The sequence below is a fragment of the Parabacteroides sp. AF17-3 genome (assembly GCF_003635445.1).
Classification (GTDB): domain Bacteria; phylum Bacteroidota; class Bacteroidia; order Bacteroidales; family Tannerellaceae; genus Parabacteroides; species Parabacteroides goldsteinii.
Map to the genome: position 1 here is coordinate 93,088 of NZ_QTMM01000013.1, position 22,845 is coordinate 115,932.

Annotated in this window: 17 protein-coding genes; 14 read left to right on the plus strand and 3 right to left on the minus strand. The window is 41.6% G+C overall.

Annotated elements, in window-relative coordinates:
- Positions 1 to 28: 28 nt before the first annotated feature.
- The 5 genes from DWW91_RS17470 (at position 29) to DWW91_RS17490 (ending at position 9,650) form a co-directional block, all read left to right on the plus strand.
- The gene (locus DWW91_RS17470; protein WP_147426554.1) at positions 29 to 2,329 is read left to right on the plus strand and encodes a hypothetical protein; all 2,301 of its coding nucleotides are present in this window, start codon (positions 29 to 31) and stop codon (positions 2,327 to 2,329) included.
- The gene (locus DWW91_RS17475) at positions 2,322 to 4,184 is read left to right on the plus strand and encodes an FAD-dependent oxidoreductase (RefSeq protein WP_046147790.1); all 1,863 of its coding nucleotides are present in this window, start codon (positions 2,322 to 2,324) and stop codon (positions 4,182 to 4,184) included. The genes DWW91_RS17470 and DWW91_RS17475 overlap by 8 nt, the downstream gene beginning before the upstream one ends.
- A 6-nt stretch (positions 4,185 to 4,190) precedes the next feature.
- On the plus strand, positions 4,191 to 5,573 hold the full coding sequence (locus DWW91_RS17480; protein ID WP_046147791.1) for a GDSL-type esterase/lipase family protein: 1,383 nt from the start codon (positions 4,191 to 4,193) through the stop codon (positions 5,571 to 5,573).
- Between the two features lie 10 nt (positions 5,574 to 5,583).
- Positions 5,584 to 8,670 (plus strand): glycoside hydrolase family 97 catalytic domain-containing protein, encoded by a 3,087-nt coding sequence (locus tag DWW91_RS27700; protein WP_158599461.1) that lies wholly within the window; start codon positions 5,584 to 5,586, stop codon positions 8,668 to 8,670.
- A 179-nt stretch (positions 8,671 to 8,849) separates the two neighbouring features.
- Positions 8,850 to 9,650 carry a M48 family metallopeptidase gene (locus DWW91_RS17490; RefSeq protein ID WP_010800296.1) on the plus strand — a complete coding sequence of 267 codons (801 nt, stop codon included), beginning with the start codon at positions 8,850 to 8,852 and terminating at the stop codon, positions 9,648 to 9,650.
- A 383-nt stretch (positions 9,651 to 10,033) separates the two neighbouring features.
- Here the strand turns inward: DWW91_RS17490 and DWW91_RS17500 are convergent, their stop codons facing one another.
- Both DWW91_RS17500 and DWW91_RS17505 read right to left on the minus strand, forming a co-directional pair.
- Positions 10,034 to 10,285 carry a hypothetical protein gene (locus DWW91_RS17500; protein ID WP_010800294.1) on the minus strand — a complete coding sequence of 84 codons (252 nt, stop codon included), beginning with the start codon at positions 10,283 to 10,285 and terminating at the stop codon, positions 10,034 to 10,036.
- 41 nt (positions 10,286 to 10,326) lie between these two features.
- Complete coding sequence (locus tag DWW91_RS17505) at positions 10,327 to 12,120, minus strand: MutS family DNA mismatch repair protein (protein WP_173012305.1); 1,794 nt, start codon at positions 12,118 to 12,120, stop codon at positions 10,327 to 10,329.
- 161 nt (positions 12,121 to 12,281) lie between these two features.
- On the opposite strand from DWW91_RS17505, the gene DWW91_RS17510 reads away from it, so the two are divergent.
- The gene (locus DWW91_RS17510; RefSeq protein ID WP_007653691.1) at positions 12,282 to 13,121 is read left to right on the plus strand and encodes a phospholipase A; all 840 of its coding nucleotides are present in this window, start codon (positions 12,282 to 12,284) and stop codon (positions 13,119 to 13,121) included.
- A gap of 149 nt (positions 13,122 to 13,270) precedes the next feature.
- Here DWW91_RS17510 and DWW91_RS17515 read toward each other — a convergent pair whose 3' ends face one another.
- Positions 13,271 to 13,705 carry a DUF6078 family protein gene (locus DWW91_RS17515; RefSeq protein WP_122328449.1) on the minus strand — a complete coding sequence of 145 codons (435 nt, stop codon included), beginning with the start codon at positions 13,703 to 13,705 and terminating at the stop codon, positions 13,271 to 13,273.
- Between the two features lie 92 nt (positions 13,706 to 13,797).
- On the opposite strand from DWW91_RS17515, the gene DWW91_RS17520 reads away from it, so the two are divergent.
- The 8 genes from DWW91_RS17520 to DWW91_RS17555 all read left to right on the plus strand — a co-directional run bounded on the left by DWW91_RS17520 (position 13,798) and on the right by DWW91_RS17555 (position 22,789).
- The gene (locus DWW91_RS17520; protein ID WP_122328450.1) at positions 13,798 to 14,331 is read left to right on the plus strand and encodes a hypothetical protein; all 534 of its coding nucleotides are present in this window, start codon (positions 13,798 to 13,800) and stop codon (positions 14,329 to 14,331) included.
- Between the two features lie 178 nt (positions 14,332 to 14,509).
- Positions 14,510 to 16,393, plus strand: coding sequence for an ABC-F family ATP-binding cassette domain-containing protein (locus DWW91_RS17525; RefSeq protein ID WP_046147794.1), 1,884 nt, complete (start codon positions 14,510 to 14,512; stop codon positions 16,391 to 16,393).
- Between the two features lie 4 nt (positions 16,394 to 16,397).
- Positions 16,398 to 17,573 carry an MFS transporter gene (locus tag DWW91_RS17530; RefSeq protein WP_010800291.1) on the plus strand — a complete coding sequence of 392 codons (1,176 nt, stop codon included), beginning with the start codon at positions 16,398 to 16,400 and terminating at the stop codon, positions 17,571 to 17,573.
- Positions 17,574 to 17,670: 97 nt separating this feature from the next.
- Positions 17,671 to 19,995, plus strand: coding sequence for a hypothetical protein (locus tag DWW91_RS17535; protein WP_122328451.1), 2,325 nt, complete (start codon positions 17,671 to 17,673; stop codon positions 19,993 to 19,995).
- Between the two features lie 10 nt (positions 19,996 to 20,005).
- Positions 20,006 to 20,680, plus strand: a complete 675-nt coding sequence (locus tag DWW91_RS17540) for an RNA polymerase sigma factor (protein ID WP_122328452.1) — start codon at positions 20,006 to 20,008, stop codon at positions 20,678 to 20,680.
- Between the two features lie 65 nt (positions 20,681 to 20,745).
- Complete coding sequence (locus DWW91_RS17545) at positions 20,746 to 21,267, plus strand: DinB family protein (protein ID WP_010800288.1); 522 nt, start codon at positions 20,746 to 20,748, stop codon at positions 21,265 to 21,267.
- Positions 21,268 to 21,394: 127 nt separating this feature from the next.
- Positions 21,395 to 21,751 carry a hypothetical protein gene (locus DWW91_RS17550; protein ID WP_046147796.1) on the plus strand — a complete coding sequence of 119 codons (357 nt, stop codon included), beginning with the start codon at positions 21,395 to 21,397 and terminating at the stop codon, positions 21,749 to 21,751.
- A gap of 141 nt (positions 21,752 to 21,892) precedes the next feature.
- The gene (locus tag DWW91_RS17555) at positions 21,893 to 22,789 is read left to right on the plus strand and encodes a YitT family protein (protein WP_046147797.1); all 897 of its coding nucleotides are present in this window, start codon (positions 21,893 to 21,895) and stop codon (positions 22,787 to 22,789) included.
- The last annotated feature ends 56 nt before the right edge of the window (positions 22,790 to 22,845 follow it).

Here is a 22,845-nt window from a genome sequence, read left to right on the forward strand (position 1 = left end):
CGGTTTTCTGCTTTTTATAAATATTGCTATGCAGTCTCAAAATTTGGAAAGTTCATATCTGAGAGGAGATGCTAATGTTCAATTTCGATGGAGATTCGGTTACAGTGAATATCCGATTAACAGGTCTTCCCGTACAGATCTGGAAGATGTCACAAAAGGAAGATACGCCTGGTATGATGGTCTTTTGTGGTCTGGAGCTTATAAAGACTGGCAAGACAGGACGATTCATGGAGTGAGTCTCTTGTTTAGAGGAGGATCACCTTATGCCCGGACTATACGTTGTATAAGCGATTTAGTACCATTCAGCCATTCCGGTTATGCAAAGACATTTGTCATACCATTGAGTTATGGGATTGGTTCTGAAGAACGTCTGTCTTTTTCTTTAACTGTGACGGGACAGGAAAGCGAGACAATCGTAATGAATTTGTACCCTAAAAAGGTCGTGGAGGCGACCAGTGGTAATTTGAAAGTCTCGTTTAAGGCATTACGGATTGATACTTCTCCGAATGAACGTCCTGTGACAAAGGTCATGGGGTTATTGTATGTCAGGGTTTATCCGACTTTATTGAAATATGGGAATCGTATGGTCTTTGAGTTTAATTCGTTGACACATCATATGGATATTGAGTCAAGTATGTGCATCGGATCTTTATGGGAGGATTTGAGTAAGACAGATGCTGATAATGCATGGAAAGAATCCGGTTTAACGGAAACGAAGTTGGAAGAGGGATACAGGCAGCATATAGAGAACCTGGAAAAGTGGGATGAAAAGGTTAAGCGCGTATCTGCCGGTTTGGATAAAGAGGGAACGATAGAAGTATCCTGTAATGCGAAAGTTTTTTCATGGGATCGGGGAGAAAGGCGTGTACAGGCTTATTCCGGAAATCCGGTTAAAGACTACCAATATGGTGAAGTTACAGACAAAATTGAAAAAATGGCCTTGTCTGTGACGGGGCAAATGAAGGGTAATTTCTCCCTTTTTCGGTATCAACACCATCAGTTGCCCTGGAAAGAGGACAATCCAGCTTTACTTGACAGTGCTGATATTGTTTATATGGACCAATGGCTGAAAGTTGCGGCTTTGACTGCGGATGAAGTGGTGTTGGATATGCAGATATCTCCTGTTACAAAGGCATATAAAGTAGCATCTAAAATGGGGACGGTCCCATTGCCGGAAGAAGGTATTCCCGGGTATTCCTGGGAGGATTTAACATTAGGGTATCAAACTGCGATAGCTCACGCAAAAAAAGTCTGTCCGCAACTAAAAATTGTGCAGATGCCTTATGAATATGATAATATTAGTGGCAGTGAATGCCATATGGATGCACATTATAATATTTTTAAATGCTTGTACAAAGCAGTCAATAATGTTAACAAAGGATTGAAAAATAAGGATCAGGTGGAAGTCGCAGGGTTGGGTTCCAATACTCCTTATCATTGGGATTTTATCGATGGTTTTCTGAAACGTTATCGGGCGGATACAAGTCCGGATAAACGATTGGACTACATTACCTGGCATAATTATTTGTTTCCGGGGACAGCTCCCAATATAGCACAAGGTTTCAAATCAAAAATCAATGAAATATTAGCGAAATATGATATTTTGCCTGATTTGAAAATTCTTGTGGATGAATCCGGGCTTGCGGAACCTTCTACGATCGAAGACCTGTCGGATATGGAGGGAGCTTGCAGAAAGGAAGCGGCGATGGCTTGCTTTGCTTCGACTGTACACTATTGGTACTTAAAAGAAGAGGGGAACTTTTTACCGATAACAGGAGGAGGATTCCACTTTGGATTACTTACTTATGGAAATCAGAATGTGATTTCTCCTTATGCAAAGGGGATGATTCTTCGCAACTCCTTATTCGATAAGATGATACCATCTGTTTCATATCCTTATGATAAAGATGGATATGGGTTGTATAGTCAGGCGACAGCAGATAAAAATGAATATCGCATCCTGGTTTGGACTGCTTCACCTTCTATCTTTTATGAGAAGGCAACTCCTTTGGCTTTTCCGGATGCAAAGATCGTGTTGAAAGATATTCCGGAAATGTTTGAAGGAAAAAATGTCCTTGTGGAAATAGAATCGATTGATCCGGAGGAGAAAAAATCGCTGGAAATTTTACGGCAGGAGAAATGTCAGACTTTGCCATTAACCCGGGGAGCTGATCGTTATTATATAGATTTTACGGATGAAGAAGCTGAAATATTAAATTCGATTCCGGTAGAAAAAAGAATGTTGACAGTAAATGGGAAAAAGCTTGTTGTTCCATTGGATATCAGGCCATACAGTATGTATCTTTTAAAAATTAAATTAGATGAATAGAATAACATATATTTTATTAGTGGCATTATTTGCTTTTATTCCGGAATACATTTATTCGGCGGATTTGTGGGTCGAGGCTGAAGGATTCGATAATAAAGGTGGTTGGGTTGTTGACCAGCAGTTTATGGATCAGATGGGATCCAGTTATTTGATGGCTCATGGTATGGGACAACCGGTTGAAGATGCGGAGACTGAAATTAATTTTGATAAGACAGGAGTCTATCATGTATATGTACGCACATATAATTGGACATCGCCCTGGTATAATGGAGAGGGACCGGGCAAATTTCGGTTGAAATTGAACGGAGAAACCTTTTCTGCCGTATTAGGAGTTACGGGTGACCGATGGATGTGGCAGAAAGCTGGCATTGTAGAAGTAAAACAGAAGAAGAATAGACTAGCCTTGCACGATTTGAGTGGTTTCAATGGACGTTGTGATGCCATCTATTTTACAATGGATGAGAATGATATTCCGGCGGCAGATGTAAAAACTTTATCTGAAATGCGGTATCGGAAATTGAATTTGACAAAGAAAACACCTTCTGCGGAAAAGTTTGATTTTGTGGTTGTAGGAGGAGGAATTGCAGGTATGAGCGCAGCCATTTCTGCTGCTCGCTTAGGATGTAAGGTCGCTTTGGTCCATGATCGCCCGGTTTTGGGGGGAAATAATAGTTCGGAAGTCAGAGTTCATCTGGGAGGTCGTATAGAGGCGGGTCCTTATACGGCTTTAGGTAGTTTGCAAAAAGAGTTTGGCCCTTTGAAAGGAGGTAATGCCCAACCTGGGAATTATTATGAAGATGAAAAAAAAATGAATGCGATTAAGCAGGAAAAGAATATAACTTTGTATGCTTCTTGCAGGGCATTTGATGTGGAGACGAAAGATAGCCGGATTACCAAAGTTTTCATACGTAATATTGAAACGAATCAGGAAATGGTTCTTACTGCTCCGCTATTTGCAGATTGTACGGGAGATGCCAACCTCGGATTTATGGCTTCTGCAGAATATCGTTCCGGTCGGGAGGCTAGGTCTGAATATAATGAACCGACCGCTCCTGTGCAGGCTGATAAAATGACGATGGGGGCATCGGTACAATGGTATTCAGAAGAAGATTCACAGAGTTCGATTTTCCCTGATTTTAATTATGGTGTGGAATTTAATGAAAAGAGTGCCGAAAAGGTGATGATGGGAGAATGGACCTGGGAAACCGGAATGAATAAGGATCAGGTAAATGACGCGGAATATATTCGCGATTATGGGTTATTGGTTGTATACTCAAACTGGTCTTTCCTTAAAAATTCCTATTCATTAAAGGAAAAGTATACTAACCGTTCATTGAAATGGGTTGCTTATATTGCCGGAAAAAGAGAGTCACGTCGTTTGATCGGTGATCATATTTTAACGGAGAATGATTTGGTTGATTTTGTGAAATATCCGGACGCAACAGGATCTACTACCTGGACGATTGATTTGCATTATCCGGATCCGGATAATACAGCCCATTTTCCGGGAAAGGAGTTTAAATCTATTTGTGAAATGAAAAAGATACACCCTTATCCGGTTCCCTATCGTTGTCTTTATTCGAGGAATATTGATAATTTGTTTATGGCGGGGCGTAACATCAGTGTTACTCATGTCGCGCTGGGAACGGTTCGGGTGATGAGAACTACCGGTATATTAGGAGAAGTGATCGGAATGGCGGCCTCTTTATGTAAACAGAATGGGGTTTCTCCTCGCGCTATCTATCCGTCGTATTTTGACAAGTTGAAGGTGCTGATGGAAAAAGGTATTTCTAAATCGGAGCTTCCTAATAATCAAATGTACAATCAAGGGGAAACATTGGGTCCGAAAAAATAGAACAAGATGAAGACATTATGGGTGATCCTTTTGTGTTTGTTTTCTTTTTCCGTCGTAGCTGAAGAAAAGTTGTATGAAGTCTCGACTCAGAGATATACATATTACTCCGGAGCGTTGGGTAGATTTGATCTGGAAATTGATCTGCCCCGGTGCGATAAAAAGCAAAGTCCATATATGATTTATATACATGGTGGCGGATGGCAGCATGGAGATATGGGGGTTTTTAAAAAGCATTCCATTTATATGGCGGAAAGAGGCATTGCAGGTGTTCGGATCTCTTATCCTTTGATGGATCAGGGCGGTACACTAGGACGTGTAATGGATTTGATTGAAAAGTCTGTATTATTTATCAGAAAGCATGAGGAAGAATGGAAGTTGGACTCATCTTGCTACGGTTTTTGCGGCGCTTCGGCCGGTGCGCATTTAGCAGCATTGGCAGCCATGAAAATACCTGGATGCAGACTTTGGGTAGGTATGGCCGGGACTTATAATTTGTTGGAAACGAGAGAGGGTGATTTTCCTGTACCTGTAGTACAAAAAAGGTTTATTCAGGTGATAGACTCGCTGGACTTGCGTCAGGCTTCTGCTATGTTTAATATTCCGGATAGGAATATTCCTGCTAGTCTCTTGATGCATGGGATGAAAGATAATGTTATTGATTATAATCAATCGGTAAATTTTGCGACAGCGTTGGAAAGTAAAGGCGGGATAGTGGAAACTAAATTATATGAGAATGTCGATCATGGAATAAATTCCCGGACAAACGAAACATTGTTTAATCGTGTTTCTGACGATATGTACACTTTTTGTAAGGATATATTTTCCCGTAAGCGGATTGCTTGTGTGGGGAATAGCATCACATACGGGTATTTAACAAATTCGGTTGAAGAAACATATCCTTATAAATTGCAGAAAATGCTGGGAGATAGTGTTGAGGTACGCAACTTCGGAGTACCGGGTGCAGCTGTGCAGTTTGATAAATTTACTACTTATTTGAAGACGGAGGCATACAAAGATTTGAAATTATTCAGACCGGAAGTAATCATTGTGAAATTGGGAACTAATGATTCGAGACCGGATGAATGGGTAAATGAAGATTTTTTTTATGCAGATTATCTCAGGTTGGTCCGGAGAATGAAAAGTATTTCAGATCAAGTATATCTTTGTTATCCGATATTGCCGTATGGATTTAAATGGCAACAGCGTGATGACATTTTGCGCAATAAAGTAATGAAGCTGATTAAGCGGGTTTCAGAAGAGGAACAATTGCCGGTGATTAATTTGTATCGGGAGGAGATGAGAGATAGCGTTAATTATTACCCGGACGGTATTCATCCGACTTCAAACGGGTATGATATAATAGCAAAGATTATTTATGACAATTTATAGTACATAGGATATGTTTTTACAAAGTAAAGTTTGGATTCGTGTTTTGGGAGTATTGATGTTCGCTTTGATGAACATTGGACATATGAAGGGGGTGGAGTATTCCCTTTTGTCTCCGGATGGAAAGTTGGAAGTCCGGTTTGTTCGGACGGATAAGGGAACTTTTGAATATAAGTTTTCGATGGGGAATAAGTTGGTTATAGACTCTTCTCCAATCGGATATTACATGACAAATGGAAACAAAATACCTGGAAATGACTGGATAATAGCAAATCATAGCAAAAGAATGTCTAAATCTGTCTGGAAACCAGTATGGGGAAAAAGAGAGGTGGTGCCGGATGTTTTTAATGAATTGTCATTAGAATTGGCGCCACAGTCGGGGAGCGAAAAAACTAAACTATCGTTTGTCGTTCGGTTATATAATGACGGACTTGCTTTCCGTTATGAATTTCCGGAAAAACAAGTAGATATCCAGTCTGAATTGACAGGGTTTTGTTTTGTAGCTGATTATACAGCCTGGTCCTATAATGGGGAAAATGCCAATATTGGTCCGGAAAAACTCTCGGATATTGATGGTATAAGACGTCCGGTTGTGCTTTTGGAAGTTGATCCGAAATGCTATGTGGCTATTCATGAAGCTGATTTACGGGCGGGAAATCCTTTGCGGTTAATCTCCGGAAAAGGGGATCAGAGTTTTATGATAGAATCGTCTCCTGTGACTTTGTCCGAGGAAAATTGTTCTCCCTGGCGTGTTGTAATGGCTGGTGATAAATTGGGTACTTTAGTCGATTCGCACATTATTGAATTGTTAAATCCTGAACCTCAGATGGACTTCTCATGGGTCAAACCGGGTGTTTATGTTTGGGATTGGCGTATTGATGGTGCGATTGTTGAAGATTTTACTTATTCGATGACATATCCTTCCTGGGTACGTATGGTTGATTTTGCTTCGAAGCAAGGTTTTAAAGGGTTGGTATTGGATGCGAACTGGTATGGACCGGAGCATGAGAGTGAATCAGATCCGATGAAAGGAGGCCAGGCGCAGGATGTCCGAAAAATTATTCAGTATGCGAAAAGTAGAGGTGTAGGCATCTGGTTATACTTGAATGATGTTGGAGGACGTAATTTCCCGATCAGTGAGACATTAAAGTTGTATCACGATTGGGGCGCCGTGGGGGTAAAATATGGATTTATGAAAGGCTCCGAGCAGGAGAAAAATATTCGTACCAGAATGATTACTGAACTGTGTGCCCGAAATCAGTTATTGGTAGACTTCCATGATGGGCCTGTTCATCCTTATGGACAAATGCGGACCTGGCCTAATGCCATTACGAGGGAATATTGTCATGCTCAGTTGGATGCCCATCGGGTTTTTGTTCCGTCTACATTCGTAACATCTGTTTTTGTGAATATGTTGGCCGGTCCGATCGACATGAATAATGGCATGTTTGATTTAAGACAAGGGCCGACAACAAGAGTAGATGAAAACCAGCCGGTCCCCTCGACTGTCGTGTCGGAAGCAGCCCGGACATTGGTGACTTTTTCAGGAGCAACGATTCTTCCTGACATTCCGGAATATTATGAAAAGTATCCGGAGTTACTTTCCTTTATCTCTGCTCAGCAGATGCCCTGGAAAGAGAGTAGGACGTTGGATGGTAAAGTCGGTGAATATATTGTTATGATGCGTCAGACTGATAATGTTTATCTGGTTGGGGCTGTGACGAATGAATCGGCAAGAGAATTGGAGATCCCCTTGTCTTTTTTACCACGTGGACAATATGAGCTAATGTTAGTTCAGGATGGTGTTGATGCGCATTATTTGAACAATAGAGAATCTTATCAGGTGTCTAATCAAATTGCGACAACTAACGATAAAATTAAAGTCAGACTTGCTGCAGGTGGTGGTGCGTGCCTTTTGTTGAGAAAGCAACTTCCGGATTGTTTAGCGTTAAGGAATGGGTTATATTGGACTAATAAAAAGATACAAGAGAAAAAACCGCTGACGATAGCCTTTTTGGGAGGAAGCATAACACAAGCTTCTGGCTATCGGGTACAATTTGAAGATTGGTTTAAAAAATTTTACCCGGATGTCCTTTTATCGACTATAAATGCAGGTATCGGTGGTACAGGTTCAGATTTGGGAGTTGTTAGAATGGACAGTGATGTCTTAGCTAAAAATCCAGACTTGGTTTTTGTCGAATTTGCAGTGAATGATTCACAAACTGATTCATTAGAGATTGTACGTTCTATGGAAGGGATAGTAAGGAAAATCCGAAATCATTCAGATCACGTAGATATTTGTTTTTTGTATACGACAAATAAGCCACAGGAAAATGTGATTTTGAATGGAGATCATTGGCGTTCATCCCGCATAATGGAGCAGATAGCTCAATATTATGGTATTCCGTCTGTTTCTTTTGATTTCGCTGTTGCAAAACTACTAAGAGATAATAAGTTAGTGATGCATGCTTTACGGGATATGGATTATGGAGAGAAAATACGTTTTACGGAGGATGGTACACATCCAGGTTCAGACGGACATGCTGTTTATACGGAAACTCTATGCAATTCGTTTCAGCAGATGGTGAAAGGGACCCCAATGGTTCAGAAAATGAAAGTCCCGTTTTGCGAAACGAATTATGAAAATGCTAAAATGTATGATGTAGAAAAGGAATGGCTTTCAGAAGGATGGGAGAAAAAAGACGGAAGTGATCCTTTTGTCAAGCCTTTTAGGGAACATTTCTCTTATGTCGCTTCAACTGAGAAAAGTGGAGAGACTCTTCAATTTCGTTTTAAAGGTACAAGAGTCGGATTGTTTGATATTATGGGTCTTAGAGGAGCTCGTATAAAAGTTTATATTGATGGAGAGCTAATAAAAGACACGCGTAGATTTGATAAATATTGTACCTATAACAGGATGAATTATTTTTGGATGCCTGAACTACCGTATGGTGAGCATTCTGTTATAATAGAAGCGGACTGTACCCCTTTTGATAAAATGGATATTTTGCAAACAGAGAAAAAAATGAATATTGAAGAACTAAATAAATATGAGGTATTGATTGGTAAAATATTATGTGTTGGGAGTATATTGGAATAGAGTTGGTCTCTTAATTGACGAGAACAAATGTAATAATATACAGAAAGTGTTACGCCTCATACCGATTCCGCCGGATAAACAGGTTTCGTTATATATCTGTTGAGCAAAAATGCCTTTGGAATTGTTCTATTCTCATAAAGAAATGATAATTTTGTATTCGTAAAAACTAAATGAGAGAGATGAAAAAGATTACAGGTTTATTGATGGCGATGCTTCTGATGCTGAGTGCGTGCGGGAGTGTGCCTTTGACAGGGAGAAAGCAGGTGTTGCTGGTTTCCGACCAGGAGGTATTGTCCTCCAGCTTAACGCAATATAGCGATTATATGAAATCAGCCACAAAGTCGTCGGATAAGAATGAGAGTGCGATGGTGACCCGTGTGGGGAAGAAGATTGCCGCAGCAACGGAGGCTTATCTGAAAGCGAACGGAATGGAAAGCGAGATTAAGAATTTCCAGTGGGAGTTCAATCTGGTGAAAGATAACCAGATAAATGCTTTTTGTATGCCGGGCGGAAAGATTGTGGTTTACGAAGGTTTGATGTCGCTGGTATCGTCGGATGACGAACTGGCCGTAGTGGTTGGTCACGAAGTGGCGCATGCGGTGGCAAAACATAGTAACGAACGGATGAGCCAGCAGCTGATGGCACAATATGGAGCTGCTATTCTGGGACAGGCTGTAAGCAATAAGAGTGCGGCAGTCCAGACGGTTGCCAATACGGTTTATGGTGTGGGTGCGCAGTATGGTGTCATGCTTCCTTTCTCACGCAAACATGAATCGGAAGCGGATTATATGGGATTGGTATTTATGACGATGGCTGGATATAATCCCGATGTAGCGGTAAATTTCTGGCAAAAGATGTCTGCCGGAAAAAGCGGCTCGACTCCGGAGTTCATGAGCACTCACCCAAGTGATGCCACCCGTATCGCAGAGATACAGCGGGCGTTGCCGGAGATTAAGGCGAAGTATAAAACAGGAAAATGATAATAAATGGAGTTGTATTAAAACCGAATTTTGATACAACTCCATTTGATAAGTTTTATTTACGTTCTTTTATTTCGCTTTGAAGTTGTTTGGGATTACGTCGGCAATCCCAAAGCATGTGGATATAAATATATTTATCGTGAACGGTATAAATTATTTTAATGTGCCCCGAGACTAGTGAACGGTAAGAGAGTTGATCGACGTCACTCAGACAGGTTTCACAGAATCCCAGAAAAGGATGTAAACAGAGCAAATGATATATGTCATGATGAAGTGTGTCGCGGACTTTTTGAGCTGTTTTAACTCCAAAAGCATCCCGGTAATAGTATATAATCTGATCAAAATCGTTTGATGCAAACGGATGCCATATGATTTTCATACTATTATATAATATCTTTCATTCGCTGTTCCATCTCTTCACCGCTGATACCTATTCCGGCAATAGCATCCTTACCAGTGATAGCCAATCGCTGACGAACCTCTTCGAGGGTATATTCACACGGACTTGCCTCTTCTTTGTTACTCCGGAGCTTACTTAGATATTTGCGAAGTTTTCCGATGGTTTCACTATTTTCGATATTTAATATCTCACGAACCAATTCCGCTTTGCTGGCTTCAAGTTCTATTGTTGTCATAAGTGACTCCTTTCTATTAATTTACGTGCAAATATAAGTATTTAAACCGTTATCCCCATCTTCTTCATCAGGAAACATGCATTCATATTTTGTGCTACCCCTTCACGAAGCAGATAGGAGAAGGTTAGTTCTTCATTTGTAATATCGGCTTCAAAGCGGTAGTTCTTTATCTGGTTGGGGAATTCGTTTTCCAGTTCGCCCAGTGCCAGGTCGTGTGTGGCGATGATGCCGCAAGTCTGGTAAGCTACCAACTGTTTCATCAGGGCGATCGAACCTTTTTGCTTGTCGATCGAGTTAGTTCCTTTCAGGATTTCATCCAGTATGATAAATAGTTTTTCTCCCTGTTGCAGACGGTCGATAATCATTTTCAGCCGTTTCAATTCTGCGAAGAAATAAGATTCATTGCTGACCAGCGAATCGGAAGTACGCAGGCTGGTCACCATCTTTGCCGGATAGACAGTCAGGGAGTCTGCATAGACCGGAGCACCGATACAGGCCAGCAGATAGTTGACTCCGACTGTACGGAGGTAGGTGCTTTTCCCAGCCATATTTGCCCCGGTGATAATCAGGAACCACGGACTTTTTTCTATCGAAATATCATTCCGTACGCAAGCATCACGGCGGAGTAGGGGGTGCCCAAGTGCTTTACCACTCATCTTGAAGTAGGAGTCGGCTATTTCCGGATAGATATAGCCGGTATGATTGAATGCAAATCCTCCCAACGAACTGTAGGCATCAAACTCGGCAAGGGCATCGAACCATCGGGGAATATCCTCGGCGTGTATCTGTATCCAACGTTCCAGACGGATGGCTGTCCGGGTGTCGCGGAGAATAAAGATGTTCATAATGAATCCCATCATACTGCCCCGCTGGTCCAGCGCACCAATGCTGCGGGATAGCTTTTTCAGAGCCTTCGAGGCTGTTCCGTCTGTCCCGTTAAACTGGTTGCTGATCGCTGCCAGTTCGGTTGACTTGAAAAGGTCGCCTTCAATGCTTTTGATCAGTGAAGAATACGTATACAGGATTTTCTCCATCTTGTTCACGGAGTTATGAAGTTCTGTGATTTGTTTTCCCCGTATGTAGGAAATCAGGAACGAGATGGCGAAGAATATGCTTATGCCGGTGAAACTGATTATTCCGCTTGATGCTCCTGCGATCAGTATCACCCATATGGCAGGAATGAGCCATATCAGTATTTTCCAGAGCTGGCTGTTAATGAAGGCCGGTTTATGATCTGTTAGTGCGTTTAGGGTATTCACATCTCCTTTATTTCCCGGACTTAATACACCAGTTACATAGAAGTGTTGCCTTAATTGCGTCATTTCGCTCAGTTCACGGATCGCTTCCTGGCGTTTGAGTATCTTTTCTTTATCGGTAAGCGGGTTGATAAACCAGTTGGCAAGCCTTTCTTTTCCCATCGAAGTAACTGTCCGGTTGATGGACTGGAAGATGGAACGGTTTCCGAAAAGATCCAGGTCCAGGCTGAATGAATGGTCGGCCGAACTTTTCTCCGGTGCCCCGTCGAAAGCGCTGAAATCGTAATCCAGTCCTTTCAGTTCGTTGTTACACAGGGCGGATAGTGCATCGGCATACGACTTTTGCGATGATAAAAATGTATGATAAACCATTAACCCGATGAAAGGAATGATGAATAAGAGGATTGCTCCGCCTAACACCATCCAGTTTTCGGCTTTCAGAAACCATATCGCAGCAATAAGCCCGGCGACCAGCAGCAGGCGTATTGTTCCTATCAAATGCATTTTTTTTCTCAGACCGTCCGAGCGACGTGTGTAAGCGGCTATTGTATCCCTGTAATATTGATATACTTTTTCCATGCGGGCAAAGATATAAAAAATGAACATACCAGTTAAGATTTGGTTATTAATAAAGAAGAGGTAACTGAATTGACCATAATTCATGAAATCGGGGAGAATTGTTAAACCTCGATGGATATTACCTTTGTTTTGTTTTTATAAGGTTTATATATTCATGTTTTATGAAAAGGACAGCAGTATTTCTATACGTTTTATTCATTTCCTGTTTTGTTTCAGTATCTGCCCAGGTTCTGGTGCAGGATCCGAAGTTGGAATATAACGCGGACAGTGTGCGTGCGGTATTGGACAAAGCGCCTTATTTCACTTTATTCAAAGATAATTATTTCATCGGCGGGACGACGATCGGGCATAAACCGACCGCTGCCAATTCGGATGTGAAGTTCCAGTTGAGTATTGCCCAGCGCCTGACGAAAAGTAAGCTGCCTTTCGACACTTATCTTTTTATCCAGTACACCCAGAAAGCCTTTTGGAATGTTTTCCAGAAATCTCTGCCCATGCGCGACCTGAACTTCAACCCGGGAATCGGACTGGGGCATCTGATTATCCATCATAATAAATTCATCGGAAAAGGCTATCTGATGCTCGAACATGAATCGAACGGAAAAGACAGTACGGCTTCGCGCAGTTGGAACAAGGTGACATTTGCAACAGCCATTGTTTTAAACAAAAACTGGGAGGCTCAGTTTAAGACCTGGATACCGATCGTCGATGGAAAATATAATAAAGACCTGTTAAAGTATAACGGTATTTTCCAGATGGCGGCCAATTTCCGGACAGACAATAAGCGGTTTAACTGCGGAGTGATCCTGACGAAACGTAAAACCTGGTTCAGTTTTAATACACAGGTCGAGTTAAGTTATAAGTTTAACAATAACGAGAACCAATATTTTTTCCTTCAATATTATAACGGTTACGGTGAGAACCTGCTGGAATATAACCACTTTAAGAGTATGCTGCGGATCGGGTTTGTGATAAAACCGCAGGATTTCAGTATTTATTGAGAGTTCGTTATAGAGCTTTTTCCCCACAATTTTTATTCATGTGGGGAATTTCCCCCACTACTATGGGGAATACTACCCACTTGTGTGGGGAATATCACCCATTTAAGTGGGGATTATAAGTAATAAAGGCCTAAAAAGTTTACAATTTCTTACCAATCGTATTGCTCTACATATTGGTCGAAAAGCGGATCGGTATGGATACCTTGACGAATAAAGATCAAACGAATGATATTTTGTTCTTCAGGGGTAATCAATCGTTCTTTTTTCTGGATGCGGTAAAGGGTTCCTTTACTGAATTTAGTATTCATTGCCCGCTTAATGGCAACAGCTTTGTTATGAGGCAGATCTTCTAATAATTGAGTGATCCCCAAAGCGTACCTGTCCTTTTGATCTGCTTTGAAAAAGGGGCAGCTATCTGCTTGTGGCGTCGTGCAATCGGGGTTTACGATCGAGAAAACAGTCCGTTCCGGCGTAAGCTGTTTCGAAACGAGATAACGCAGGCACTCCGTAGAGTGCTTGCATTGTTCATTCAGGCAGTAAGCAAAACCTTGGGGGACGGATTCGTATTTAGATTCAGGTTCCATGTGTTGAATTTTATGATTTGACAAAGATAAGGTTAATATTGAAAAAAAGGAAATGATGTGAGGGTATTTTTTTACAACAAGTCGGTCGTTGTATGCGTCCGTCTCCAGGAAAAGAGGAAGGTCTTGTTTTAGATAATGCAGGGCTTTGGCTAGAACATGGATTTTGTCAACAAGACAGAATATGGACACTTAAAGGAAAGAAAAAACGTAAACGTCGTGAATCTCTAGAACCAGTGTTTGTCGTGATGGATCAGGATGGAATAATTCGGGAAGCTCATATTCCCCAACAGGTTGAAGGAATGGAATTAATTGAACTGACTCAGGAAGCTGAAGATTTGTTGGTGTTTGAGTCTTTCTTATCTTTTGCTTTGAATAAGGGGCATAAACCTTATTCGGCTTATTTGCGTTTTGAAGAACAATATTTGTCTGAGAATAATCAGAATCTGAATTTGATTCATTTGAAATATATCCAGAATCGTATAAGTAGATTACCTGGGGCTCCTAATCAGGGGACATGGTATCATATTAAGAAAAAAGTTATAACTATAGGTTCTTCTGAAGGCCTAGATCGTATGTTTATTATAAAAAAGGTCAAAGTCTCAGGTGCTGAATATTGTGGTTTTTAAAGGATAGGAAGTATATTGATATATTTTCTTCTATATCTTTGTGAAAAGAATTTACTGCTGTCTTTTTATTCTATTGGAGACAATATTTTTGTCTAAAGTTTGGTCATTCGTTTATGGGGAACGACTCTCCACCAATTTTTTGTATCTTTGCCCCTCAAAGTAAAGTACAAAAGGCAGTATGATCAGTTATTTACAGATAGACGGACTTACCAAGAGCTTCGGTGATTTGGTTCTTTTTGAGGATATTACGTTTGGAATTGCACAGGGGCAGAAAGTGGGCCTTATCGCAAAGAACGGTACAGGTAAAACAACTTTACTGAATATCATTGCCGGGAAAGAAGATTATGACAGTGGAGCTGTCGTGTTCCGTAACGACCTGCGTGTCGGTTATCTGGAGCAGACACCGGTTTATCCCGAAGGATTAACCGTTCTTCAGGCCTGTTTTTATTCCCCGAATGAGACGGTTCGACTGATCGCTGAGTATGAAGAAGCTATGGCCAGTGACGATCATTCCAACTTGCAGGATATCCTGATGCGTATGGATAACCTGAAAGCCTGGGATTATGAACAACGGGCCAAGCAAATCCTTTCACAACTAAAGATCACAAACTTCGACCAGAAAGTGGAACATCTGTCCGGCGGACAGTTGAAACGCGTGGCATTGGCTAACGTTTTGATCACTGATCCTGAACTGATTATCCTCGATGAGCCGACCAACCACCTCGACCTGGAAATGACCGAATGGCTGGAAGGATACCTGAGCCGTGCCAATATCAGTATTCTGATGGTGACGCACGATCGTTATTTCCTGGATCGGGTTTGTAGTGAGATTATCGAAATAGATCGTCAGCAAATCTATCAATATAAAGGTAATTACAGCTACTATCTGGAAAAACGGCAGGAACGTATGGAGGCGATGAATACGGAAGTGGAACGAGCTAACAACCTGTTACGTAAGGAACTGGAATGGATGCGCCGGCAGCCGCAAGCCCGTGGAACGAAGGCTAAATATCGTATCGATGCTTTTTATGAACTGGAGAAGAAAGCCAAGCAGCAACGGGATAACGGAAACGTGAATCTGGATGTGAAAGCTTCCTATATCGGATCGAAGATATTTGAAGCGGAGCATGTGACGAAAAGCTTTGGCAATATTAAAATCGTAGAAGATTTCAATTATATTTTTGCCCGTTTCGAGAAGATGGGTATTGTCGGTAATAATGGTACCGGGAAGTCTACCTTTATTAAAATGCTGATGGGGGAAGTGGAACCGGATAGCGGACGCTTCGATGTGGGTGAAACTGTTCGTTTCGGCTATTACAGTCAGGATGGCTTGAAGTTTGACGAACAGATGAAGGTGATCGATGTCGTACAGGATATTGCCGAATATGTAGACCTGGGCGACGGAAAGAAACTGGGTGTTTCTCAGTTCCTGAATTATTTCCTGTTTACTCCCGAAAAACAACATAGCTATGTTTATAAACTGAGTGGGGGAGAGAAGCGGCGTCTTTATCTGTGTACAGTCCTGATGCGTAACCCGAACTTCCTTGTACTGGATGAGCCGACCAACGACCTGGATATCGTAACGCTGAATGTGCTGGAAGAATATCTGCGTAACTTTAAAGGTTGCGTGATCGTTGTTTCCCACGACCGCTACTTTATGGATAAGGTTGTCGATCATCTACTGGTATTTCGTGGTAATGCCGACCTGAAAGATTTCCCCGGCAACTATACTCAATATCGCGATTGGAAAGAGGTACAGGATCAGTTGGAGAAGGAAGCGGAAGCTGCCCGCCAGCCCAAACAAGCTCCTGCTCCTGAAAAGAACAACCGCCCTCAGAATGAACAGAAAAAGAAACTATCTTTCAAGGAACGGAAGGAGTTTGAAGCGCTGGAAGAAGAAATACCTGCGCTTGAAGCTGAAAAAGCTGAACTTGAAACGGCTATGAGCAGCGGAACATTGAGCAACGACGAGTTGATGGCAAAGTCGGAACGCATTGCAAAAGTGATTGAAGAAATAGATGAAAAGACAATGCGCTGGCTGGAGTTAAGTGAGCTGGCTTAAAGATATGAACGAAACGAAACCTGTGCTTTGGAACCGGAATTTCATCCAGTGTTGTATTTCTTATTTCCTGATGAATTTCTCTTTTTACATGCTGATGCCGACTATGCCGGTTTATTTGGTGGAGGTATTGAAGATTAATCCGTCGGAGGTGGGTGTGGCATTATCCAGTTATTCGATAGGGTTGCTGTGCGTCCGTCCCTTTTCCGGATACTTGGTGGATTGCTTTTCACGCAAACCGTTATATCTCTTTGCCTTTACGGTTTTTGCCTGTATGTTTACCGGTTATTTGTTTGCAACGACGGTCCTGACGATAATGGCTGTCCGTTTCATTCAGGGTGGCTTTATGGGGATGACTTCCGTTTCCGGTAATACCATTGCGATAGATGTGATTCCTTCCAGGCGAAGAGGCGAAGGAATGGGGTTTTATGGATTGACGATTAATCTGGCGATGTCGCTTGCTCCGTTGGTGGCGGTCGCTGTTTATGATAGGTATGGTTTTCATCCGCTGGTGCTGGTAGGTCTGGCGATAGCGTTGGTTGGTGTCGGCTCTGTCTGTCTGATTCGTTATCCGAAACGGGAGAAGGTGGAACGGCCTCCTTTTTCGCTGGATCGTTTTATTCTGGTGAAAGCGTTACCGACGGCATTGGCTTACCTGTTGAGTGCAATCCCTTATGGGATGGTTGTTTCTTTCGTCGTGCTGTACGGAAAAGAGATCAATGTGTCGAATCCCGGTTATTTCTTTATTTTTATGGCGATAGGGGTCGGTACGGCAAGGCTTATCTCCGGGCGGTTGGTCGATCACGGGAAGATACATCTGGTATCGATTAGTGCGTTGGTGTTTCTGACACTTTCGTTTGCTGTATTTGCTTTGTTTCATAATGAAATTGTTTTTTTTGCTTCTGCGCTGGCGATAGGCATCGGATTCGGTGTTTGTGTCCCGGCTATCCAGTGTCTTTTCGTAAATGTCGCTCCGCATCATATGCGTGGAACGGCAACTTCCACTTATCTGACATCTTTTGATTTCGGAGTGGGAATCGGAATGTTGGCAGCCGGCTTCATCGCTTCGCATGCCGATCTGGCAACAGCCTATCTGGTAGGATCGGGTTGCTGCCTGGTGTCGCTCCTGGTTTATTTGCGGTGGGTGAGGCCGTCGTATGAGAAGCATAAATTGGTCGATTGAATTTTATTACTTGCCTGATTAGATTGGTTTCTTTTGTTTATATTTGTGCTGTGGTCTTGTTTTGGGGACTGCAATGATAATTAAAAATGTCGGGTACATGAAAAACATTCTGTTAACCATCTTTTTACTGACATATACCTGTTTGCCGTGTTTTTGCCAGCAAACAGTCGATGAAGCCTGGGTCGCTTCTATTAATGAAGAATATGCTGCCTTTCCTTCTGAACTTATCTATCTCCAAACCAGCAAAGGTATTTATGAGACAGGAGAAGACCTTTGGTTTAAAGCATATCAGTTGAATTCCCAATCTTTTGCATTCTCCAATCAAAGTCAGACATTGTATCTGCAAATGATAAATAATAAGGATAGTATCGTTTGGCAAGAGAAATATCCGGTAGAAAACGGTATGGTATTCGGACATGTTTATGTCAGTGAGAAGCTGGTGGATGGTGATTATTTTCTGGAAGCCTATACCCGTCACTCTTTTCATAACGACACAACAGGAATTCTGTCTTCACGTAAAGTAAGGATTGTCAAAAATATAGCTCGTGATAATCAACAATCGGAAGATGTAGGAAAAGATAGTTTGCGATTTGATGTTTTTCCGGAGGGAGGAAATCTGGTTTCGGGTTTGCCTTCACGTGTGGCGTTTAAGGCAACAAATGGCAAAGGATATCCGGTAGAGGTAAAGGGTACTTTATACCAAGATGATACTCCGGTCACCCTATTGGAAAGTAGTCATGACGGAATGGGGGTTTTCTTCTTTACTCCTGATACAGAAAAGAAATACCGGATAGAGTTAGAGGATGGTGCTTGTTATTCTTTACCGGAGATTTACCCACAAGGAATGACTTTAAGCCTATCCAAACAAGACAAGAAAAATCTGGAGTTTTTTATCTCACAAACCGAAGGTTCTCCTGCTCAGGACGTTTGTCTGGTAGGACAAGTCCGTGGGATGATTTGCTGTGTGGCAAAGGGAGTGTTGAAGGACCGGCTTAAAATAAAAATGCCGCTTAGTGAGTTCTTTTATCAGGGAATCGCAGAGTTCACCTTGTTTAATGGCGATATGCAACCGGTTGCAGAAAGGTTGGTTTACGTGCATCCGGAAAAGAAGTTACAGATCAATATTGAACCGGATAAGAAAACATATGCCCTTCGTGAAAAAGCTACATTGAAAATAAAGGTGACGGATGGGAATGGAGTACCAGTGAAAACGAATCTGGGCCTTAGTGTATTTGATAAAGCATATATTAATCCGGCAGATCCGGTAAACATATTGACGCATTGTTATCTATCCTCTCAGATACGCGGAAAGATTCATAATCCGCTTTATTATTTCGATGAAAAGAATAAAGATCGTATGCAGGCAATGGATTTATTGTTGCTGACTCAGGGATGGAGGCGGTATGTCTGGAATATAGAATATGCCCCCGATAATGAAAATCTGTTTTTGTCTGATGAAATAATAGGCATACAATCTATTCATAGTAAGAAAAAGAGGAAAGAGGCGCAGGGGACGGAACAACTTATTCAGATATCCGGTGCTGAGGGAAATTCATTGTATGTATGGGCTGACTCAACCGGTTCTTTTACTGTCGGTACGGATATATTGAAGGAACTTCGAGGTGGTTATGTGTATTTGAAACCGATGTTGTCGAATGAACATAAGCCTCAACTTGAAATAGAAGATTATTTTCCGCAAATCGATAGTCTAAGGAAAAAGAAACAGAGATATTACCCTATTATGGATATTTCTCAGTCTGTAAAAGAACAGATTCTCGATATGCCGGTCGTTAGTAATGATAGTACAATTTTACTGGATGAGGTAGTTGTTACCCGTAAAGCAAGTAGACCTTTCAGGGATAAGTTTATGGGACGTTTAGATAGTTTGGCACAGATGGACATTGGTATGCCTTGGGTGTGCCCGGATGGACATTTGGAAAATTATAAAGACGGATATACGGTACATCATGACCCCCGTTATTGTCCCAATGCAAATATCGTTCCTCTTGAAGAACGAAGTAAACCGGTAGAGGGTAAAACGTATCGAATTATTAAACCTAAATATTTCGATGGAGGAAAATGGTTTATTGTGGAAGACGAACAATATGTCGTTTATCACGGTCCTATTTATTCGGAAGAAGAACTTCTCCGCCGGAACAACCTTTGGCGTGCCAAAGGCTACTACGCTGCCCGTGAATTTTACCAACCGGACGAAATAGATATGCAATTGTCAACTCCCGATGCCCGTAATACTTTGTTATGGCAACCTTCCGTCATAACGGATGAAAAAGGGGAGGCAGAAGTTTCTTTCTATTGTTCCGATATCAATACCGGATTTGTGGGAATAGCGGAGGGTGTCGATGGTATGGGACTGCTAGGTACAGGGAAATGTGAGTTTGGGGTCGTTAGAAATTTTAATTGAATAAGCTTGAATGAAGTTAGAGGATATAGTTGAGCATTATGGCACAATGGTCGCAACCATTGCCAACCGGATGATTCAGAACAGGGAGATTGCGAAGGAGGCGGCTCAGGAAGTCTGGTATGAGGTGTTTAAGAGCCTGCCTTCGTTCAATGCAGATTCTGAATTATCGACCTGGATTTATACGATTGCGAAGCGGACTATTTCGCGGTATGCTCAAAATGAAAAGGTGGCGACCTTGGTGAAGCTGGAGCAATTCAGGGCCTTGCAGGAAATCGAATATACCGGTTCTGATGAGGAACGGAAAGAGTGGGTCAAAGAAAGATGTGACTGGTGCTTGACGGCTTTGAATCATTGCCTGAATAATGATGCCCGGCTGATTTTTATTTTTAAGGAGAATATAGGGCTTTCTCATAAAGAGATCGGAGAGATTATGGAAATGTCAGTGGAGAATGTCCGTAAGATATACTCCCGTTCCATTGATAAGATCAGCCATTTCCTGACCGATACCTGTCCGCTTTATAATCCTGCGGGAACCTGTAAATGCAGGATTTGTAAACAGGTCTTTTTTATTGACCTGGATAAAGAATATACCACAGTTGCCAAAATGATACGGTTGGCCGACCTGTATCAGAAGTTTGAAAAAGATTTGCCCCGGAAGAATTATTGGGAAAAATTTTTGGACTGAGTTGTCACAATCTCTACACTGTTACTCACATAATTATAATGTATAACTTAAAAAGTAACATTATGATGAGTAAAATTGAATTTTTGAGAGAACAAATCATTGAAGCACGGAATTTTGTAAACCGTCTGATTTCGGAAATGCCCGAAGAGCTATGGTACACAATTCCGGAAGGTACGGATTCAAACTTTGCCTGGCAGATCGGGCATCTGCTGGTTTCACAGAATTTTCATGCCATTACAACGATAACCGGGGTAAATGAAGATATTAAACGGCAGATACCAATTGCCCGTTATAATAAAATCTTTAATGGTATGGGGACTTTGCATCGTTCCGTTGAAAGGAACTTTATCCCTGCTTCGGAATTAAAGGAACAATTGGATTTTGTACACGATATTTGCCTTGCAAACCTACTGACTCTTAACGATGAAACTCTGAAAGAACCCCTTGAACCAATCCCGTTTAAGCATCCCGTTGCCGATATAAAGTACGAAGCCTTGTCCTGGTGTTTCAAGCATGAGATGTGGCATAGTGCCGAGATGGAGGCAATAAAAAGGGCTTTGGGATATCCGATAGTCTGGATGAAGTAATAAATCTGTTCGTGAACAATGTTATAAAACATATTGTTATATACACAAAGGCAAAAAGAAAAAAGAGAGATAGATTCGGAGGCAGCGGCCTCCATGTTTAGGTTTATTAATTTAATGTTTAGGTATTATGAGACGTTTAGGTATGGCTGTATCAGCCATTTTATTATGTGCAACGGTAGGTTTTGCACGCGAGAACCGGAACAATGTGAGTAAAGAACCGTTTGCTATTAACTTTGAGAAACTGAGTTATTATTTACAATTAACCCCGTCTCAGACAGGTGAAGTAGCAAATATAAATGAATTTTTCCTGGATAAACAACGTGAGAGTCTTCGTGCCAGCGAAAGCCAGCAACAAAAAAAGATGCATCAGGCTGTTTATGGAAATCTGAAGTTGATGAAAAAGGTTCTGACGCCCGATCAGTATCGCAAATATGTAACATTGTTGAATGTGACAAATAATAATAATCGTGCACTGAACCTTTAATATAAAAGGTGAGGGGGATTTGTTCCCCGGATCGCGATTGTTGAAAACAGGTGGAAGAGATTACGCAATTTGTTTGTGTAGTCTCTTCTTTTTTTATCTATCTTTGCGGCATTGAAAACAAATAATGATTGAATCTAAATTATGAAACAACTTGGTTTTCCTTCTAATGCTACATTGAAGAGTAATGCAGTCGATTATTCTCTGATTGTGGTTGGGGCTTTTTTGCAGGCATTGAGTTATGTACTTTTCCTGGCTCCCTTTAAAATTGTACCGGGGGGTGTTTATGGTATTTCCATCGTTTTGCATTATGTGACGAAAGGTGTTTTCTCCATTTTTCCGGACGGTTTGCCGATGGGTGCTACTGCCTTATGTTTTAACGTTCCATTGTTGTTGCTGGCAATGAAAAAGATCGGTCTTGCTTCAGGACCGAAAACGATCGTGACATTTGTGCTTATTTCCGTCTTTACGGACACATTATCCTATTTTTGCGGAACGGAACCGCTGGTGGAAAATGATACGTTTATCGCTTGTTTCTATGGAGGGGCGATATTGGGTATCGGTGTGACTTGTGTGTTTAAGGCGCAAAGTACCAGTGCGGGAACAGATGTGTTGGCCCGTGTTATTGCCAATAATTCCAATTTGAAAGTAAGTAATATGATTATAATACTGGATTCTGCGATCGTGATGTTAGGCTTGATCGTATTCCAGGACTGGGCGGTTCCATTGTATTCCTGGTTCGCTATTTTCGTGTATGGAAAGGTTGTTGAAATGTTCCAGACGGAGAATCCGAATCGTGCCGTCTTTATCGTATCGAAGAAGACACAGGAGATAAAAGACCTGATTGTCGGAAAGATGGGGATGCGGGGTACTTTCCTCCACGGACGGGGCATGTATGAAGGAAAGGAAAAAGAGATCATCTTTACCATTGCCGAACGTAAGGATATGCCGCGCCTGAAAGATGAAATTAAGGAGATCGATCCGAACGCTTTTATTTCTACTATGCATGCGAGCAAGGATTCGCCTCGTCCGGGAATCTGAGGAATTGAAAATTAATAATTTAAAATTGAAAATTAAATGGGGAGATTAACTGCAAA

Bases quoted from the DNA above. Each gene is read 5' to 3' on its own strand.
- DWW91_RS17510 (WP_007653691.1), top strand. From the start codon at position 12,282: ATGAAAAGGACAGCAGTATTTCTATACGTTTTATTCATTTCCTGTTTT.
- DWW91_RS17545 (WP_010800288.1), top strand. From the start codon at position 20,746: ATGAGTAAAATTGAATTTTTGAGAGAACAAATCATTGAAGCACGGAAT.
- DWW91_RS17505 (WP_173012305.1), bottom strand. From the start codon at position 12,120: ATGGAAAAAGTATATCAATATTACAGGGATACAATAGCCGCTTACACA.
- DWW91_RS17525 (WP_046147794.1), top strand. From the start codon at position 14,510: ATGATCAGTTATTTACAGATAGACGGACTTACCAAGAGCTTCGGTGAT.
- DWW91_RS17540 (WP_122328452.1), top strand. From the start codon at position 20,006: ATGAAGTTAGAGGATATAGTTGAGCATTATGGCACAATGGTCGCAACC.
- DWW91_RS17530 (WP_010800291.1), top strand. From the start codon at position 16,398: ATGAACGAAACGAAACCTGTGCTTTGGAACCGGAATTTCATCCAGTGT.
- DWW91_RS17555 (WP_046147797.1), top strand. From the start codon at position 21,893: ATGAAACAACTTGGTTTTCCTTCTAATGCTACATTGAAGAGTAATGCA.
- DWW91_RS17550 (WP_046147796.1), top strand. From the start codon at position 21,395: ATGAGACGTTTAGGTATGGCTGTATCAGCCATTTTATTATGTGCAACG.
- DWW91_RS17535 (WP_122328451.1), top strand. From the start codon at position 17,671: ATGAAAAACATTCTGTTAACCATCTTTTTACTGACATATACCTGTTTG.
- DWW91_RS17500 (WP_010800294.1), bottom strand. From the start codon at position 10,285: ATGACAACAATAGAACTTGAAGCCAGCAAAGCGGAATTGGTTCGTGAG.
- DWW91_RS27700 (WP_158599461.1), top strand. From the start codon at position 5,584: ATGTTTTTACAAAGTAAAGTTTGGATTCGTGTTTTGGGAGTATTGATG.
- DWW91_RS17515 (WP_122328449.1), bottom strand. From the start codon at position 13,705: ATGGAACCTGAATCTAAATACGAATCCGTCCCCCAAGGTTTTGCTTAC.
- DWW91_RS17520 (WP_122328450.1), top strand. From the start codon at position 13,798: ATGCGTCCGTCTCCAGGAAAAGAGGAAGGTCTTGTTTTAGATAATGCA.
- DWW91_RS17475 (WP_046147790.1), top strand. From the start codon at position 2,322: ATGAATAGAATAACATATATTTTATTAGTGGCATTATTTGCTTTTATT.
- DWW91_RS17470 (WP_147426554.1), top strand. From the start codon at position 29: ATGCAGTCTCAAAATTTGGAAAGTTCATATCTGAGAGGAGATGCTAAT.
- DWW91_RS17480 (WP_046147791.1), top strand. From the start codon at position 4,191: ATGAAGACATTATGGGTGATCCTTTTGTGTTTGTTTTCTTTTTCCGTC.
- DWW91_RS17490 (WP_010800296.1), top strand. From the start codon at position 8,850: ATGAAAAAGATTACAGGTTTATTGATGGCGATGCTTCTGATGCTGAGT.